Genomic DNA, 15,404 nt, shown 5'->3' with positions numbered 1-15,404 from the left:
TTTATCTCATACTGGCAGGATCTGTGCATTATATTGCACTCAGCAGGAAGGGCAAGTCGGTGTCAGCAGCAAAAAAATCCTTTATTTCCGCCGTGGTTCCGCAAATCAGGTTGCCGGAAGCGGTGTTGATTTTCATCACCATGATCTGGGGCGGCACCTTTTTGGCGGTGCATCACGCGATGCAGGTCAGCGGGCCGTTCTTTTTCGTCGGCCTGCGTTTCGCCACCGCCACGCTGGCGCTGACGCTGTTTTCGCTGCGCGTGCTGCGCGGCCTGACCCGGTATGAACTGAAGGCGGGCGTGCTGATCGGGCTGGCGATCATGTTCGGTTACAGCATGCAAACCGTCGGCCTGCAGACCATCACCAGCAGCCAATCGGCGTTTATCACCGCCATGTACGTGCCGATCGTGCCTCTGTTGCAATGGCTGGTGCTGGGGCGCTTCCCCGGCATCATGTCGTGGATCGGCATTCTGCTGGCCTTCACCGGCCTGATGCTGCTGGCGGCGCCGAGCAGCACCGACATGGCGCTGAGCCTCGGTGAAATTCTGACGCTGGCCGGCACCCTGGGCATGGCGGCAGAGATCATTCTGATCGGCGCCTTCGCCGGCAAGGTCAATATCCGCCGAGTGACCATTGTGCAGCTGGCGACCGCCTCGCTGGCCTCCTTTTTGATGATGGCGCCGACCGGCGAGTCGCCGCCGCCGTATTCGGATTACCTGCTGTACAGCGCCATTGGGCTGGGGCTGGCCAGCGCCTTGATTCAGCTGACCATGAACTGGGCGCAGCGCAGCGTTTCGCCGACGCGCGCCACGGTGATTTACGCCGGCGAACCGGTCTGGGCGGGCATCGTCGGGCGGTTGGCCGGCGAGCGTTTACCGGGCGTGGCGTTATTGGGGGGCGCGTTGATTGTAATCGGGGTGGTGGTCAGCGAGCTGCGCGTGCGGCGCAGGGATAAAGCGGCGGTGGCGACGGAAGCGGATTAGCGCAGAGACATAGAAAGCAGGAAGGGGCGGAGATATCCGCCCCTTTTGCATCACGCGGTTTTCTTCTTGCGCAGGAACACGTAAGACAGGCCGAGCACGATGAACCACAGCGGGGTGACGATCAGCGCCTGGCGGGTGTCTTCGCGCAGCGACAGCAGCACCAGCACGAACACGAAGAATGCCATGCACACCCAGCACATCAGTTTGCCGGCCGGCATCTTGTAGATCGATTTCTGGTGCAGCGCCGGGCGCTGTTTACGGTAGACCAGGTACGAGCACAGGATGATGGTCCAGACGAACATGAACAGAATCGCCGATACGGTGGTCACCAGGGTGAAGACCGTCATCACGTTCGGGATCAGGTAAATCAGCACCACGCCGCCCAGCAGGCAGATGCAGGAGAAGGTAAGGCCGTTGGCCGGCACCGCGCGCTTGGACAGGTTGGCGAACGATTTCGGCGCGTCGCCTTCCTGCGCCAGCCCGAACAGCATGCGGCTGGTGGAGAATACGCCGCTGTTGGCGGAAGAGGCGGCTGAGGTCAGCACCACAAAGTTGATCACGCTGGCCGCGGCCGGCAGGCCGATCAGCACGAACAGCTCAACAAACGGGCTCTTGTCCGGCACCACGGAGCTCCACGGCGTCACCGACATGATGACGATCAGGGCGAACACGTAGAACATGATGATGCGGATCGGAATCGAGTTGATGGCGCGCGGCAGCGATTTCTCCGGATCCTTGGTTTCCGCGGCGGTGGTGCCCACCAGCTCAATGCCGACGAAGGCGAATACCGCAATCTGGAAGCCGGCGAAGAAGCCGCTGATGCCTTTCGGGAACATGCCGCCGTCATTCCACAAATGGGTGAATGAGGCCACGGTGCCGGTCGGCGATTGGAACTGCATGGCGATCATCACCAGCCCGGCGACGATCAGCCCGACGATGGCGACGATTTTGATCATCGCAAACCAGAACTCCATTTCACCGAACATTTTCACCGTCGCCAGGTTAAGGCCGAGCAGCAACAGCACGCACAGCAGCGAAGCGATCCACTGCGACAGTTCGGGGAACCAGAACTGGGCGTAGGCGGTGATCGCCACGACGTCGGCGATGCCGGTGACCACCCAGCAGAACCAGTAGGTCCAGCCGGTGAAGAAACCGGCCCACGGGCCGAGCAGGTCCGCGGCGAAATCGCTGAACGATTTGTATTCCAGGTTGGACAGCAGCAGCTCGCCCATGGCGCGCATCACGAAGAACAGCATAAAGCCGATGATCATGTACACGAAGATGATCGAAGGGCCGGCCAGACTGATGGTTTTACCGGAGCCCATAAACAGACCGGTGCCGATGGCGCCGCCGATGGCGATCAGTTGAATATGTCGGTTAGTGAGGTTTCGCCGTAGATGATCTTCTGAAGCGGGCGTCGCGTCAGTCGCTATTTTAGAGTGATCTACCATCTGATGATGTCCTGTTTTACCTGTCATTAGTGAAGTCGCGAGCTCTGAAGTGGCTCTTTTTTATACATTTATCCGGTTGGTCCGGCTTTAGTAAGGTAGTGCAATAACGCCACCTTTGTGCAACATGTTTACAACATTTATACGCGGGATAAAAGTCGATCAATCTTACACGGAGGAGGCAAATCGGACGTTCAGGGAGCGGAAGATTACTCTTCAAAACGTGGGATTAACAGACCTTATGCGGCTTATCTCGTTGATTAAACAAAGGGTTGTAAAATTCGCATGAGAAAAAGTAATGGGTGTAAGCGTTCGACAGCGGCGCCGGCGAGTAAGACAGTTTAGCACGTTGAGTTGTTCGATCAGTCGCTAGAGCCGTTGACTTTTAATCAATGGGTCACAGGTTCGAACTCTGTACGACCCGCCAACCAAATCAGCGTGTTACGCTCGGACTTTTCTCTGTTTGTTTCCTCATTGCGCCGTTTTAAGCGCGCATTCTGCAAAAAAATTCGCATTTTTCGACTGATGTTCAGAAAGGTGATCTGGCGCAAACTGCGATGTTGCACCGCAGTTTATACGGCAAGAGAGGCTGTGCGCTGGCGCAACGTCGGCGCATGGGCCGAACATTTGCCCAAGAATCTTTCAGGTCAAGGTACGGGGAATATATGCGCAGCCGACATCAAGATCAGCGCCCAGGCGGCAGCCGAGAGCGCGGCGGTGGCATAGACGCGCCCCAGCGGCAGTTTCAGCATGCCGGCCATCAGCGGTACGGTATAGCGCATCACCGCCAGAAAACGCGAGGCGAACAGCAGCGGCAGCCCTCTCTTTTGCAAGGCGCGCTGGGCTTTGCGCAGCGGCGCGTGAAAGCGTGCCGGCAGCCGGCGGCCAAGATCGCGGCGGCATAGCAGCGCGCCGCAGTGGAACGACAAGATCGATCCCAGCGCGGCGCCGAGGGCGATGGCCGCCCAAACGGCGCCGAGGGGCAGCGCGTGCTTGCCCGCAACGATGCCCATCAGCAGCGTGACCGAAGCGGGCGGCAGGATGGAGGAAACGAAGATCACGGATTTACCCAGCGCAAACAGGAAAATCAGCAGCAGCAACATCTCCGGCTCCGGACTGTATTTGGCGATAATGTGCGTCAATTCATCCATTTAACACCTGCGGGCGAGGGGGCTGAGTGCCAGTGTCCCATCCGCAGGTTCAATAAGGGTTAAATAACGCGCCGCTATCCGGCAATCTCTGCGTCTTGCTTGCTCACCTCGGCGCGCCGGTTTCTGAGCGCCCACAACAGCGCGGCGCACAGCAGCGAGAAAGCGGCCAGCACCAGCGGCCCGGCATGCGGGCTGTGAAAACGCTGTTCCGCCTCGGTGCGGATCAGCGGGGCTAAAAAGCTGAACGCGGCGCCGAGCGTAGTGCAAAAGCCGATGCCGGCCGCCAGCGCCGGGCCGGTGAGCACCTGAGCGGGAAACGTCCAGAAAATCGGCTGTACCGCCAGGAAACTGACTGCGCAACAGCTCAGGGCGACGATAGCGAGCAAAGGGCCGGCATAGGAAGAGACCACCAACCCCAGCGCCGCCGCGATCATGCAGCCGACGGCGATCGGTAATCTTCTGGCGGTGTTTCTGTCGGCAAAGCGCGGCAGGAAATAGACGCCCAGCGCAGAGAACGCCCAAGGAATGGCGGCCACCAGCGAGGCCTTGAAGCCGAGATGGGTGCCCATCAGCGAGGCGACCTGCGACGGCAGGAAAAACATCAGGCCGTACACGCCAATTTGCAGGGTGCCGTAGATCAGCGCCAGATGCCAAACTTTGCCGCTTCTCATCGCCGCTTTGACGCTGCTGGTTTCGGTCTGCTGCTGTTCGGCGGCCAACTGTGCCACCAGCGCCGCACGCTCTTCCTCGGTCAGAAAGCGGGCCTGCTGCGGGCTATCGTCGAGATAGAAAAAGGCGAAGACGCCGAGGGCGACGGCCGGCAGCCCCTCCAGCACGAACATCCAGAACCAGCCGGGTTTGCCCAGCACGCCGTGCATCTCCAGCAAGGCTCCCGACAGCGGCGAGCCGAGCGTCAGGGCCGCCGGCACGCCAAGCACGAAAATGCCGATCACCGAGGCGCGCACCTTATTGGGAAAATAGATCGACGCGAGCAGCAGGATGCCGGGGTAAAAGCCGGCTTCGGCGATCCCCAGCAGAAAGCGCAAGACGATAAACTGCTGTTCGTTGGTCACCAGCCCGGTACAGGCCGACAGCGCCCCCCACAGCGCGGTGGTGGAGCTGAGCCAGCGTTTGGCGCCCCAGCGGTTCATCAGCAGGTTGGCCGGGATGCCGAACAGCGCATAGGCGGCAAAAAATATCCCGGCGCCCAGGGCAAAGGCGGATTGCGACAGCGCGATATCGATGGCCATCGCGTCCTTGGCAAAGCCGACGTTAACCCTGTCGATAAAGGCGACAAAGTACATGGCGAACATCAAGGGCACCAGTCTGCGCCAGGTTTTGCGGATGGCGGCGTTGAGCGCTGGAGCGGCATAGGTGGCGTGATTCACTGGCGATAACCTCTCTTCTGAGAATGACAAACGTCGGTCACAGGACCGTCCTGATGCCGTTGCCCGCAACACGGCGGTAACCACGGATTTTTTCGTGAGCCTTAAAGGTCTAAAGGACTAATGGTCAGGCCTTTAGGGGCGAAAAAAACGCCGCGTATCGAGTCGGCAGGTTGGTGCAGACATCACCACGGTGAATGGTATGTTGCTTTCTTGTTAATTAAAAGTTCACACAGGGCTATGGCGCGTTCAAGCGCTTTGATCGCGATCTGTGTGCGCTATCACCGAATTGGCAACCCGGTTGTAGACCCGGAGAAAGGCGCTTTCATCTCGTGAGGGGGGGATATAAGGTGAAACGCGGCAAAACAAAATACAGGAGCGCTACATGCTGAAGGTCATCGCTGAAGATTTTATCCACCCGGAACACATTGCAACCGTTATGCCATGGTATCGCGAGCTGGTGGAGAAAACCCGGCAGGAACCTTTGTGCATCAGTTATGAGCTGTGTATCGACCAGCAGGATCCCGGGCATTTTATTTTTATCGAAAGCTGGCCGGATCGCGCCGCCCTGGATGCGCATTGCCAGACCGAGCATTTCACCCGGCTGGTGCCGCAGATCAACCAGCATCAGCGCAAGCCTTGCACCTTCCTGTTTATGCAGGTATTTCCTGAAACAGGTGATAAATAGGCGAAAAAATCCCCGCAGGGGCGGGGTCAATGGCTTCTCACTACTATCTTGTTGTGATTAAAAAATAGGCTGATAATGATTTTCATTCTCTAAGAATGCTCTTAAATAAATCAGCCTGGTGAATGATTCACCGCCGGCTTTTCGCTGACTGTTTTAATGGCGCGCAACATACGGCGGCGTATCAGCCCGCTGACCAGGCGAATCGCATACCAATAGGGGGTAAACCGCCGCCGGCTGGCGTCGTCGGGGCAGAAGATGCGCGTTTCCGTCACCAGGCGGCAGCGGCCGTCCGGCAGAGGGCTCACGACATAACCCAGCGCCAGTTTGGCGACGCCGGGCTGAACGAAGGCCAGAAAGCCCGCCCCGTCAGCGACCTGCTCCAGACCGTATTCAGCCTGCCAAAAGCGGCCGATCAGGCCATAGACCAACGCGCTGTCATCCTGCTCAAGCAGGCAAAAGTTATGCAGGCCAAACGGCGGCGGGCTGGGTTTATTGCGGGGCATCAGCCGCGCGGGCAATTCGCGCAGCGCTATCATGCTGCGGAAAAAACGGTCGTGCTTGGGATCGTAAGCGGCCACGGCCGCCAGGATCCGCGCCTGTGGCGCGGCGATGGCGATCGCATGCCGCTCCGAGAACTGGTATTGCCCAAGGTATTTATTCAGCAGCGTCATGCTTTGCATTCTCCCGCCATTCGCTTTGCAGCAGAGCGAAACCGAATTCGTCGCCCCACGCGCCTTTGAAAAACACGTTTTGCCGCCAATGGGCCTCGCGCCGAAAACCCAGTTTGCCGAACAGCGTGGCGGCGGCAAGATTACGCGCGTCCACCACCGCAGTAATACGGTGCTTCGCCAGCGGCCCGAACAGCAGGGCGATGACGGCGTTCAGCGCCTCGCGCGCCAGCCCTTGACGCTGGTGGCTGGGCGCGAAGGTCACGCCCAGTTCAGCCTGGCGCCCCTCATCGAAGAAATGCACCGCGATATCGCCGAGCAACGCGCCGTCCTCGCGGCGTTCGACCGCCAGTTGAAACCAGCTGTCGTCACGGTTGAATTCGAGCCGCCGTTGCTGTGCGAAAAAGGCCTGCGCATCGGCGGCGCTGTAGTCGCTCCAGCTTTGATAGCGCGCCACGTCCGGGTGGCTGCGGTAGGCGGTAAAGTCGGGCAGATCGTCGGCGGTGAACGGGCGCAGGCGAAGTCTGGGGGTCAGCAGAGGCAAATGGCGCATTGTTTTTCCTTATCAGCGCATTAGGGCTACCGCAGTGTAACCCGGCGCCGAGAGATGGGCTGCGTAAAATGAGCGGTGGCGGAAAAGCGGGAAATGCCGGTTCAGGCGAACCGGCGGGAGAATTATCGGCGGGCGGCAGCCTGGCGCAGGCGCTCGACCGGGCCTTGTTGAAAAGCGAATGAGGGGGCTTCTTGCCGTGCCAGCCCCTGGCGCACGATGGCCTTCACCGTTTGGCTGGCGGCAAGATCTTTTGCGGCGATCTGTTCGGCGATGCGCAGCGCCTCATCCCGGGCCGCCCCCTCGCTGATACGGGAAATGGCGCCGTGCGACAGCGCCTCCCGTGCGCCGACGGTTCTGCCGGTTAGCAGCCAGTCGAGTGCGACATAGGGGGAAATGCGCGTCGGCAAGCGCGCGCATCCACCTTGTGCGGCGACTAACCCGAGCCCGGTTTCGGGGAAACTGAAGCGCGCGTTCTGGCCGGCGACGATCAGATCGCACGCCAGCGCCAGCTCAAAGCCGCCTCCGTACGCGATGCCGTCAACGGCGGCGATGATCACCTTGGCGATCTGCGCATGGATCAGCCCGCCAAACCCCTCCGGCGTGACGATGGGCAGTTCGCCCTGACGGAAGGCGTCGACATCCATGCCGGCGGAAAATACCGCCGGTTGACCGGCCAGAACGATCGCGCGCACCGAGTCATCGTTATCCGCCTGCCGCAGGTAAATGCGGATCAGCTCGGCCATCTGCAGGTTGATGGCGTTCTTTTTTTCCGGCCGATTGAGGGTGATGACCGCAACCTGCTCGCCATGGCGCTCATAAAGCACCGGAAGGGCTTTACTCATTGCCGGTCTCTCCCCGGAAAAACAGCAGTGTCAGCAGCAGGGCGATGGCGCCGAGCGGCAGCGAAAACAGCGGCAGGTAATAGGCCGGCAGCGCGTAGAGCGTCAGGCCGCCCAGCATGCCGCCCGCCGCGATGCCGGCGTACAGCACCGAGCTGTTGAGCGACACGGTCAGCGCGCCAAAGCGTTTCGACAGCGACAACAGGTGATGCTGGATCGGCACCAGGTACATCCAGCCGGTGATGCCCCAGACCAGGAAGATGGCCAGCACCCACCAGGGGGAAGTGACATAAAAGGCCAGCAGAAACAGGGACAGCGTCTGGATCGCCACGGAAAACAGCAGCACGAACTTGCTGCCGAGGGCATCGGTTAACGCGCCGGAGGCAAAGTTGCCGATCACCGCGCCAATGCCGAACACCAGCAGCGCGAGGGGCAGGATCGCCTGCGGGCCGAACTGGGTGTTTTTCAGCAATACGCTGACGTAGCTATAGACGATGTGTTCCGAGCAAACGGCGAAAAAGGTGATCAGCAGCGTGGTCAGCACCGCCTTTTGCCGCAGCGGGGCGAGCCGCTCTTTCAGCGAATGCTTGCCCGGCGGCGCGATGGCGCGCAGCGCCAACGACAGGCCCAGCAGCGCAATCGCCCCCAGCAGGGCGATGAACAGGAAGATTTCACGCCAGCCGATCAGTTTGGCGAGAAAGGTACCGAACGGAATGCCGAGCGCAATAGCCAACGTCATGCCGCCATAGACGATGGAAATGGCCAGGCCGCGGCGTTTTTCCGCCACCAGCCCCACCGCGGCGGCGGCGGCCTGCGGCGTGTAACAGGCTGCTCCCAATGCGGCCAGCACTCTGCCGAGCGAGATCTGCAGGTAGCTGGTGGCCCAGGCGCAGGCCAGGTTGCCGGCGATGAACAGCACCAGCGCCAGCTGCAGGATATGCTTGCGGTTGACGTTGCCCAGCAGCCAGGCGGTCAGCGGCGCGAACAGCATATAAGCCAGTGCGAATACCGATATCAACTGCCCCGCTTGCGCGGGGCTGACGGCAAAGGTGTCGGAAATGTCGCTGAGCACGCCGGCGACGATAAAGGCGTCGGTGCCGATGGCGAACGTGCCGGTCGCCATCAGACAGAGCGTGACCAGATGGCCGTTATAATCCGCTAACGTCATCCCGCCCTCCGCAGATCGTTCGCCGCCCAGACCCGCCCCAGCGCGGCCAGGAACGTCTCCACGTCGGCATGGGAGTGCGCCGAGGTCGGCGTCACCCGCAGCCGCTCGCTGCCTGCGGGCACCGTCGGCGCATTGACCGGTTGCACGTAAATATCATGCTCATCGAGCAGCACTTTGCTGATGTGTTTGTTGCGGTGCGGATCGCCGACCCGCAGCGGCAGGATATGGCTGTCGGCCGACACCAGCGGGATGCCGGCGGCGCGCAGGCCGGTTTTCAGGTGATCGACGATCGCCAGCAGGTGCTTGCGCTGGGTGTCATGCTCGAGGTTGTATTTAAAACTGGCCAGCGCGGCGGCCACCACCGGCGCCGGCGACGAGGTGCTGAAGACGAATGCCGGAGCCCAGCTGCGCACCGCCTCCACCACCGAGCGGGGCGCGGCGATATAACCGCCCGCCGCACCGTAAGATTTGCCGAACCCACCCTGAATAATGGTGATTTTATCCAGCAGGCCCAGCTGTTCGGCGTAGCCCAGCCCCCGTTCGCCATAGACGCCGGCGGAGTGGATCTCGTCGAGATAGGTCAGCGCCTGATATTGCTCCGCCAGCGCCACGATCTGCGCCAGCGGGGCGAAGTCACCGTCCATGGAATACAGCGACTCGAAGGCGATCAGCTTTGGCCGCGCCGGATCGGCGGCCTGCAGCAGTTCGGCAAGGTGTGCCACGTCGTTGTGGCGGAAGATCTTTTTCTCCGCTTTGCTGTAGCGGATACCGTAAATCATCGAGGCGTGATTCAGCTCGTCGGAGAACACGATCAGATCGGGAATGGCGTCGCACAGGGTGGACAAGGTGGCGTCGTTGGCGCCGAAACCGGTGGTGAACAGCAGCGCCGACTCTTTGCCGTAGGCGCTGGCCAACAGCGTTTCCAGCTCACTGTGGTAGACCGAGGTGCCGGAAATGCTGCGGGCGCCGCAGGTGCCCAGCCCGACCCGGTTAACCGCTTCGGTGGTGGCCAGCAGCACTTTGGGGTGGTGGCTCATCGCCAGATAGTCGTTCGAGCACCAGACGTTGAGGCGGCGCTCACCGAGGTGCCCGTGGCTGGTGGCCCAGGGTTTGTCCTGCACGCCGCGTTCAAGGTTGAGGAACTCGCGAAAACGCCCCTGTTTTTTGGTTTCCGCCAGCTTTTCTTCAAGAATGTTCAGTACGCTCATCGTATGTTCCTTGTGTTAAACGGCTTTAAGGTTTAATGACAGCCCCTGACCGACGCCGACGCACATCGTCACCAATGCGTTGCCGGCCTGCCGATCGCGTAGTTCCAGCGCCGCCGACAGCACCAGGCGCGCGCCGGACATCCCCAGCGGGTGACCGAGCGCGATGGCGCCGCCGTTCGGGTTGACCCGCGCGTCGTTGGCGTCGATGCGCCAGTGTTTCAGCGCCGCCAGAACCTGTGAGGCGAAGGCTTCGTTAATCTCGATGATGTCGAAGTCGTTCAAGGTGAACCCACCGCGCTGCAGCAAGCGCTCGGTGGAGGCGATCGGCCCCAGCCCCATCAGCGCCGGTTCAACGCCGGCGGCCGCGCTGTCGCCGATCTCCGCCAGCGGTTGCCACCCTTGGCGTTTCACGTAGCGCCCGGAAGCCAGCAGCAGCGCGGCGGCGCCGTCGTTGATGCCGGAAGCGTTGCCCGCCGTGACCGAACCGCCGGCGGAGAACGCCGGTTTCAGCGCCTGCAGCTGCTGCAGCGTGCTGAGGCGCGGGAACTCATCCTGCGCGAATGTACGCGTGGTCTTGCGATCCGCCGGCACGTCCACGGGCGTGATTTCCCGCGCCAGCCGGCCGCTGTCGATCGCCCGGCGGGCCTTTTGCTGCGAGGCCAGCGCGAACAGATCCTGCTCCTCGCGCGAGATGTGCTGCCGTTGAGCCACGTTTTCCGCCGTGATGCCGAGCGGATCGCTGCCGTAGCGCTCCGCCAGCCGCGGGTTAACAAAGCGCCATCCCAGCGTGGTGTCATACAGCTTCACCCCCTTATCGAACGGCGTGTCGCCCTTGCTCAGCACATAGGGCGCGCGGCTCATGCTTTCCACGCCGCCGGCCAGAATCAGTTCGCTAAGGCCGCTGCGGATTTTCGCCGCGGCGTAGATCACCGCATCCAACCCAGAGGCGCAAAGGCGGTTGAGGGTGATGGCCGGCACCGACGGATCCAGCCCGGAAAGCAGCGCCGCCATGCGGGCGACGTTGCGGTTGTCCTCGCCGGCCTGGTTGGCGCAGCCCAGCACCACTTCGTCCAGCTTCGCTTCCGCCGCCGTATGGCGCTGCAGCAGACTGCGAATGATCGTTGCCGCCATGTCGTCGGGGCGGGTATGCGCCAGGCTGCCGCCATAGGCGCCAATCGCCGTGCGCGTGCCGTCGATCAGATAAACGCCGTCATCGTTAATGCTCATCATGGATCCTTAAGGCGTGGTCATCAGCGCCGGTTGCGCGGCGTGCAGAAGGGTGTAATGCGGCGCATAGCGTGCCGCGTGCAGCAGCTGCGCCATGTTGCTCAGCGTCGTCCTGACGTTTTTCTCCCCCAGGCTATCGAGCCAGCCGAAAATGCCGTCGGCGTAGTTAACGCCGGCGACGGCGGCGACATCGATGTCTTCCCGGCTGCAGACGCCGCTTTCCACCATGATCACCGACTCGTTGATCAGGCTGCTGAGGACGCGGGCGACGATCAGCGCCGGGGAGTCCTTGATAAATTCAACCTGCGGGATTGCCGTGTGCAGCAGGCGTAAAAACAGCGCCTTATTGGCCGCAGAGGCGTGGCGGTTGTGCGCTGCCACCAGATACGCCGTGTCGGCGTAATTCAGGGCGACATCGACCACAAAGGCATCCGCCGCCGTCTGCTCCGCCAACTGGCTCGCCGTGCGGCCATCGGTGACGCTGACGGTGAAAGCCTCATTGATCTGGACGGCCGGCCCCAGGCCCGGTAAGGCCGGCCGTTGCTCCACGCGCAGCCGTGGCCACTGAAGCGCGGCCCGCTGTTGCAACAGGGTAAAAAAAGGGTGTTCGCCGTAAACGCGCAGCGTCTCGACGTCTGCATCGGTGGCGGCCGTTACCGGTAAGGCGTTTTCTTCGGCGGCAAAATAGGAGCGGCCGTTCTTTTTCCCCAACAGACCGGCATCGACCAGCGAACGCTGCAGATGGCCGGGGGTATAGCGCGGATCGTATTGCATGTCCTGCCAGATTTGCCGGCTGACCTGATAGTTGATGTCCTGGCCGATAAAATCGGTCAGCTCGAGCGGCCCCATGCGAAAGTGCCCGCCGGCCTTGAGGGCGCGGTCGATCTGCGGCGCGCGCGCCACGTGTTCTTCCAACAGGCGGAACCCTTCCAGGTAGTAGGGGCGGGCCATGCGGTTGACGATAAACCCCGGCGTGGCCTGGCAGACGACATCGCGTTTCCCCAACGCGGCCACCAGCTGACGGCAACGTTCGGTGGTGGCGCGTGCGGTAAAGTAGGCCGGGATGATTTCAATCAGTTTCATCAGCGGCGCGGGATTGAAAAAGTGCAAACCGATAAACCGCTCGCTGTGCGTCACCGCGGTTGCCAGCTTGTTAAGCGACAGTGAGGAGGTATTGGTGGCGATCAGCGTGTCGGGCTTGACCGCCGCGGCGATGGCCGCCAGCACCTCAAGTTTGGTTTGCTCTTGCTCGGCGATGGTTTCTATCACCAGCTCGCTGTCGGCAATGGTCTCAAACGCCGAGGTGAACACCAGATTGGCCAGCACCGCGCCTTTATCCTGCAGCGCGATCTTGCCCTGTTCGACTTTCTTGTTCAGGTCTTGCACGATATATTCGCGAGCCTGATTGAGGGTATTGCCGTTGCGATTATAAAGCACCGTGCGAATGCCTTTTTGCGCGAAAAGATAAGCGATGCCTCTGCCCATCGTTCCCGCGCCGATAATCGCAGCCGATTGAATTGCCGCATTACTTTCTGCCATAGAAAATCCCCGTCACTGTATGCCATGCGAAATTCGCAAATGCTTATTATCTCTTTGGATTTACGGCGGCACCGGGTGCCTGTCTGGAAAGTAATTGGCGGTGCCCTGGCTGTCTAACGGTAGAAATGACAGGTTTACGCGCCGAGGATATTATGCTATTCGCGTAGTTTTCCTGTGCGGCGCAATAAAAAGGCTTATTTTAAGGGGAATAGCTGTTTTCGTTATAGCGTTGGTATTTTTTATTATATGAAACGGCTACTGACGCCGGACGGCGATATTCTATAGTGAGTCTGACCTATCGATAAATCGGCATCGCTATCTGGAGAACCTGCGTTATGGATACCCGCACTCAACGGCTCATGGCGGAGGTGATTGGCAGCCTGGCCGATCGCGAACGTTTTCTGACGCAGCTGGGGCCCTGCGCTGAGGCGTTGGGGTTTGATTATTTCTCCTACATCGTGTTTTCCTGTTATCCGGCCAGCCGCCCCAAGATGCTGATCGAAGGGAATTTTTCAGCGAACTATCTCGAAGATTATCGGCGGCAGCGGGTGTATTTGCAGGATCCGGTTATTGAGCGCGCTCACCATTCCACGCTGCAGTTTCAGTGGGACGAAAGCTTTTATCACGAGCGGCCGCTGCTTTGGCGGCATATGGCGCAGTTCGGCCTGTGCGCCGGTTGGTCGCAGTCGGTCAAGGATTGCTATGGCCGGCTGGGGATCCTGACGTTTGCCGGCAAAGCGCTACCCGAGCAAACGCCGCAAGCGCGCGCAGTAAATGAAACCTTCTTCCTTTGGCTGGCGCAAACCGCCCATAAAACGCTGCGTGAAGCCTTGATCTCGGTGAACGACGACGCGATAAAAGATGTGCTGACGCTGCGCGAAAAAGACATCCTACGCTGGTGCAGCGAAGGGAAAACGGCGGAAGAGATCGCGCTGTTGATGGGGGTGAGCGAGCGCACGGTCAATTTCCATATCGGCAACTCGATTAAAAAACTTTCTGTCGCTAATAAAACCGCCGCCACCGCCAAAGCGGTTTATTTGCAGCTGATTTAATCTTGAGTAATAAATAATTAAGTCCCTATCCGTTATCGGCGTGATGTTTATATTTTGTTAAATTAAGAGCTGTCCTTATTCAGTATTTACCCCCCGATCACAAAAGCGTGATAAAGCGATTCACCGCCGCCGTGCGCGGCAGTATTCTGTAGGCACCCGGTTTACATAGAAAGGACGTGATATGTACAAGACTATTTTAGTGCCGATCGATATTGAAGAGGATCTGTTGACTGAGCATGCGCTGAAGCATGTGGAATATTTGGCGAAGCTGTCCGGCGCTAAAGTGCATTTCTTCCATGCGCTACCGGATGCCTCGGCTTTTGTTACTGCCTATTCGTTCGGTCTCAAGGAGTTTGAGAATCAGGCGGAAGTGAAGGCGGTGGATAAACTGAAGAAAATCATGTCGGAAATCGATCTGCCGTTGGATCGCCTCAATTACACCGTCAGCTTCGGCTCTGCACGCGATCAGGTGTTGGAACTGGCGGAAGAGATCGACGCCGATCTTATCATCATCGGTTCGCGTCGCCCGAGCGTGAAAACCTATCTGCTGGGGTCTAACGCCGCCGCTATCGTTCGCCATGCCAATATTTCGGTAATGGTGGTCAGATAATCCGTCTTAAGCCCACCGTTTTCGGGCGCGTTCTGCGGTTGCCGGCCGGCAGCAGAGCGTGCCTTGCGCTTTATTGCCATCTCAGCCTGAGCTGCTACGATTTTAGCTGACGTTTTTATGCCAACCGGGCCACCGGCCTTGCGCATATTCTTCATCTCAGCCAGAAGAGGGGCAGCTATGCCATTAGAAGTCGATGGGATTATCAGAGGCGATCGGGGCAGTGAACCGAGCCGTTGGCAACATGCGTCAACCAAACCGCTTATTACGCTGACCTGGCATCACACCATTCCCTGGAACTGTTTGCGTAATGTCTGGAATGGTCTGGTGGCGGGGCAGCATTGGGACGCGCTGGACGAGTTTATGAACCTGATCGGTGTGCCAAACCGCGCCGAAGTGCTCAAACAGATCAAGAATAAAAACCTGCAGGATCGCGATGGATTACACACTCTGGTGACCTGGCAAGGATGGAATATCGTCGAGGGGCCAGGTAATGAGTATCGCGCGCAGGGGGACGATCCCGGTGAAAACTTCGACGGTTGGTCGGGTAAGGGGATGAGCACTAATCAGCAGGCGACGCTGCAGCAGGTCAACGTGTTGTATCAGGTGATGGCGCCGTTGGGAAGCCGGGCGCTGGATGCCGCCAGACAGGCGCCGCCCATTACCGCTGAGGAAGCGGGCGTCTTGCAACGGACGATTAAACAGACCCGCCCAACGTTGCGAGGAAAGGAACCGATCCGGTGGCAAGAAGATATGTGGCATCAGGTGCAGCCGGGTAAAGAGGCGAAACACTTTGCCCGCTGGGACACCAAACCGGTGTGGCGCAAGCGCCTGCACAGCGATCTGGCTCAGGCAGGATAAGCCTTTCCCCGCGCCGGGTTGCCGGCG

15 protein-coding genes and 1 tRNA gene are annotated in these 15,404 nt (G+C 60.0%); 6 read left to right on the top strand and 10 right to left on the bottom strand.

The window, feature by feature from the left end; genetic code table 11:
• Positions 1-59 precede the first annotated feature (59 nt).
• Positions 60-983: a DMT family transporter gene (locus ACF8MC_RS16410; protein ID WP_049235539.1), complete on the top strand. Its 924-nt coding sequence runs from the start codon at positions 60-62 to the stop codon at positions 981-983.
• A 50-nt stretch (positions 984-1,033) separates the two neighbouring features.
• Here the strand turns inward: ACF8MC_RS16410 and cycA are convergent, their stop codons facing one another.
• Positions 1,034-2,434, bottom strand: coding sequence for a D-serine/D-alanine/glycine transporter (gene cycA, locus ACF8MC_RS16405; RefSeq protein WP_033637927.1), 1,401 nt, complete (start codon positions 2,432-2,434; stop codon positions 1,034-1,036).
• Positions 2,435-2,782: 348 nt separating this feature from the next.
• Here cycA and ACF8MC_RS16400 point away from each other — a divergent pair.
• Positions 2,783-2,858, top strand: a tRNA-Lys gene (locus ACF8MC_RS16400).
• A 220-nt stretch (positions 2,859-3,078) separates the two neighbouring features.
• On the opposite strand, the gene ACF8MC_RS16395 is transcribed toward ACF8MC_RS16400, so the two are convergent.
• Together ACF8MC_RS16395 and ACF8MC_RS16390 are read right to left on the bottom strand one after the other, a co-directional pair.
• Complete coding sequence (locus tag ACF8MC_RS16395) at positions 3,079-3,582, bottom strand: DedA family protein (protein ID WP_039566658.1); 504 nt, start codon at positions 3,580-3,582, stop codon at positions 3,079-3,081.
• 74 nt (positions 3,583-3,656) lie between these two features.
• Positions 3,657-4,970 carry an MFS transporter gene (locus ACF8MC_RS16390; protein ID WP_164104774.1) on the bottom strand — a complete coding sequence of 438 codons (1,314 nt, stop codon included), beginning with the start codon at positions 4,968-4,970 and terminating at the stop codon, positions 3,657-3,659.
• A 382-nt stretch (positions 4,971-5,352) separates the two neighbouring features.
• Between ACF8MC_RS16390 and ACF8MC_RS16385 the strand changes: the two genes are divergently transcribed.
• A complete protein-coding gene (locus tag ACF8MC_RS16385) occupies positions 5,353-5,655 on the top strand; it encodes a putative quinol monooxygenase (protein WP_033637930.1) in 303 nt (100 codons plus the stop codon).
• 110 nt (positions 5,656-5,765) lie between these two features.
• Here the strand turns inward: ACF8MC_RS16385 and ACF8MC_RS16380 are convergent, their stop codons facing one another.
• The 7 genes from ACF8MC_RS16380 to ACF8MC_RS16350 form a co-directional block, all read right to left on the bottom strand.
• Positions 5,766-6,326: a hypothetical protein gene (locus ACF8MC_RS16380; protein ID WP_060430799.1), complete on the bottom strand. Its 561-nt coding sequence runs from the start codon at positions 6,324-6,326 to the stop codon at positions 5,766-5,768.
• Positions 6,310-6,876, bottom strand: a complete 567-nt coding sequence (locus ACF8MC_RS16375; RefSeq protein WP_060420529.1) for a GNAT family N-acetyltransferase — start codon at positions 6,874-6,876, stop codon at positions 6,310-6,312. Before ACF8MC_RS16375 ends, ACF8MC_RS16380 begins: the two co-directional genes overlap by 17 nt.
• 122 nt (positions 6,877-6,998) lie before the next feature.
• The gene (locus tag ACF8MC_RS16370) at positions 6,999-7,718 is read right to left on the bottom strand and encodes an enoyl-CoA hydratase-related protein (RefSeq protein ID WP_164104775.1); all 720 of its coding nucleotides are present in this window, start codon (positions 7,716-7,718) and stop codon (positions 6,999-7,001) included.
• On the bottom strand, positions 7,711-8,883 hold the full coding sequence (locus tag ACF8MC_RS16365) for an MFS transporter (protein WP_033646543.1): 1,173 nt from the start codon (positions 8,881-8,883) through the stop codon (positions 7,711-7,713). The genes ACF8MC_RS16370 and ACF8MC_RS16365 overlap by 8 nt, the downstream gene beginning before the upstream one ends.
• The gene (hemA, locus tag ACF8MC_RS16360) at positions 8,880-10,091 is read right to left on the bottom strand and encodes a 5-aminolevulinate synthase (protein ID WP_164104776.1); all 1,212 of its coding nucleotides are present in this window, start codon (positions 10,089-10,091) and stop codon (positions 8,880-8,882) included. Before hemA ends, ACF8MC_RS16365 begins: the two co-directional genes overlap by 4 nt.
• A 15-nt stretch (positions 10,092-10,106) precedes the next feature.
• Positions 10,107-11,318 (bottom strand): acetyl-CoA C-acyltransferase, encoded by a 1,212-nt coding sequence (locus ACF8MC_RS16355; protein ID WP_033654197.1) that lies wholly within the window; start codon positions 11,316-11,318, stop codon positions 10,107-10,109.
• A 9-nt stretch (positions 11,319-11,327) separates the two neighbouring features.
• Positions 11,328-12,857 (bottom strand): 3-hydroxyacyl-CoA dehydrogenase NAD-binding domain-containing protein, encoded by a 1,530-nt coding sequence (locus ACF8MC_RS16350; protein WP_164104777.1) that lies wholly within the window; start codon positions 12,855-12,857, stop codon positions 11,328-11,330.
• Between the two features lie 335 nt (positions 12,858-13,192).
• Here ACF8MC_RS16350 and ACF8MC_RS16345 point away from each other — a divergent pair, with 335 nt between their 5' ends.
• From ACF8MC_RS16345 to ACF8MC_RS16335, 3 genes are all read left to right on the top strand, one after another.
• Positions 13,193-13,909, top strand: coding sequence for a LuxR family transcriptional regulator (locus ACF8MC_RS16345; RefSeq protein WP_164104778.1), 717 nt, complete (start codon positions 13,193-13,195; stop codon positions 13,907-13,909).
• Positions 13,910-14,090: 181 nt separating this feature from the next.
• Complete coding sequence (locus tag ACF8MC_RS16340) at positions 14,091-14,519, top strand: universal stress protein (RefSeq protein WP_033637941.1); 429 nt, start codon at positions 14,091-14,093, stop codon at positions 14,517-14,519.
• A gap of 177 nt (positions 14,520-14,696) precedes the next feature.
• A complete protein-coding gene (locus ACF8MC_RS16335) occupies positions 14,697-15,377 on the top strand; it encodes a hypothetical protein (RefSeq protein ID WP_033637942.1) in 681 nt (226 codons plus the stop codon).
• Positions 15,378-15,404 lie beyond the last annotated feature (27 nt).

The organism is Serratia sp. LACPHL-BACT-2024-00286 (assembly GCF_043109535.1).
Classification (GTDB): domain Bacteria; phylum Pseudomonadota; class Gammaproteobacteria; order Enterobacterales; family Enterobacteriaceae; genus Serratia; species Serratia sarumanii.
The sequence above is the reverse complement of the archived record's forward strand: the minus strand, read 5'-3'. Positions and strand labels throughout refer to the sequence as shown.

Coding starts and splice junctions, on each gene's coding strand:
- cycA (WP_033637927.1), bottom strand. CDS start 2,434: ATGGTAGATCACTCTAAAATAGCGACTGACGCGACGCCCGCTTCAGAA.
- ACF8MC_RS16395 (WP_039566658.1), bottom strand. CDS start 3,582: ATGGATGAATTGACGCACATTATCGCCAAATACAGTCCGGAGCCGGAG.
- ACF8MC_RS16385 (WP_033637930.1), top strand. CDS start 5,353: ATGCTGAAGGTCATCGCTGAAGATTTTATCCACCCGGAACACATTGCA.
- ACF8MC_RS16380 (WP_060430799.1), bottom strand. CDS start 6,326: ATGACGCTGCTGAATAAATACCTTGGGCAATACCAGTTCTCGGAGCGG.
- ACF8MC_RS16375 (WP_060420529.1), bottom strand. CDS start 6,876: ATGCGCCATTTGCCTCTGCTGACCCCCAGACTTCGCCTGCGCCCGTTC.
- ACF8MC_RS16370 (WP_164104775.1), bottom strand. CDS start 7,718: ATGAGTAAAGCCCTTCCGGTGCTTTATGAGCGCCATGGCGAGCAGGTT.
- ACF8MC_RS16365 (WP_033646543.1), bottom strand. CDS start 8,883: ATGACGTTAGCGGATTATAACGGCCATCTGGTCACGCTCTGTCTGATG.
- hemA (WP_164104776.1), bottom strand. CDS start 10,091: ATGAGCGTACTGAACATTCTTGAAGAAAAGCTGGCGGAAACCAAAAAA.
- ACF8MC_RS16355 (WP_033654197.1), bottom strand. CDS start 11,318: ATGAGCATTAACGATGACGGCGTTTATCTGATCGACGGCACGCGCACG.
- ACF8MC_RS16350 (WP_164104777.1), bottom strand. CDS start 12,857: ATGGCAGAAAGTAATGCGGCAATTCAATCGGCTGCGATTATCGGCGCG.
- ACF8MC_RS16345 (WP_164104778.1), top strand. CDS start 13,193: ATGGATACCCGCACTCAACGGCTCATGGCGGAGGTGATTGGCAGCCTG.
- ACF8MC_RS16340 (WP_033637941.1), top strand. CDS start 14,091: ATGTACAAGACTATTTTAGTGCCGATCGATATTGAAGAGGATCTGTTG.
- ACF8MC_RS16335 (WP_033637942.1), top strand. CDS start 14,697: ATGCCATTAGAAGTCGATGGGATTATCAGAGGCGATCGGGGCAGTGAA.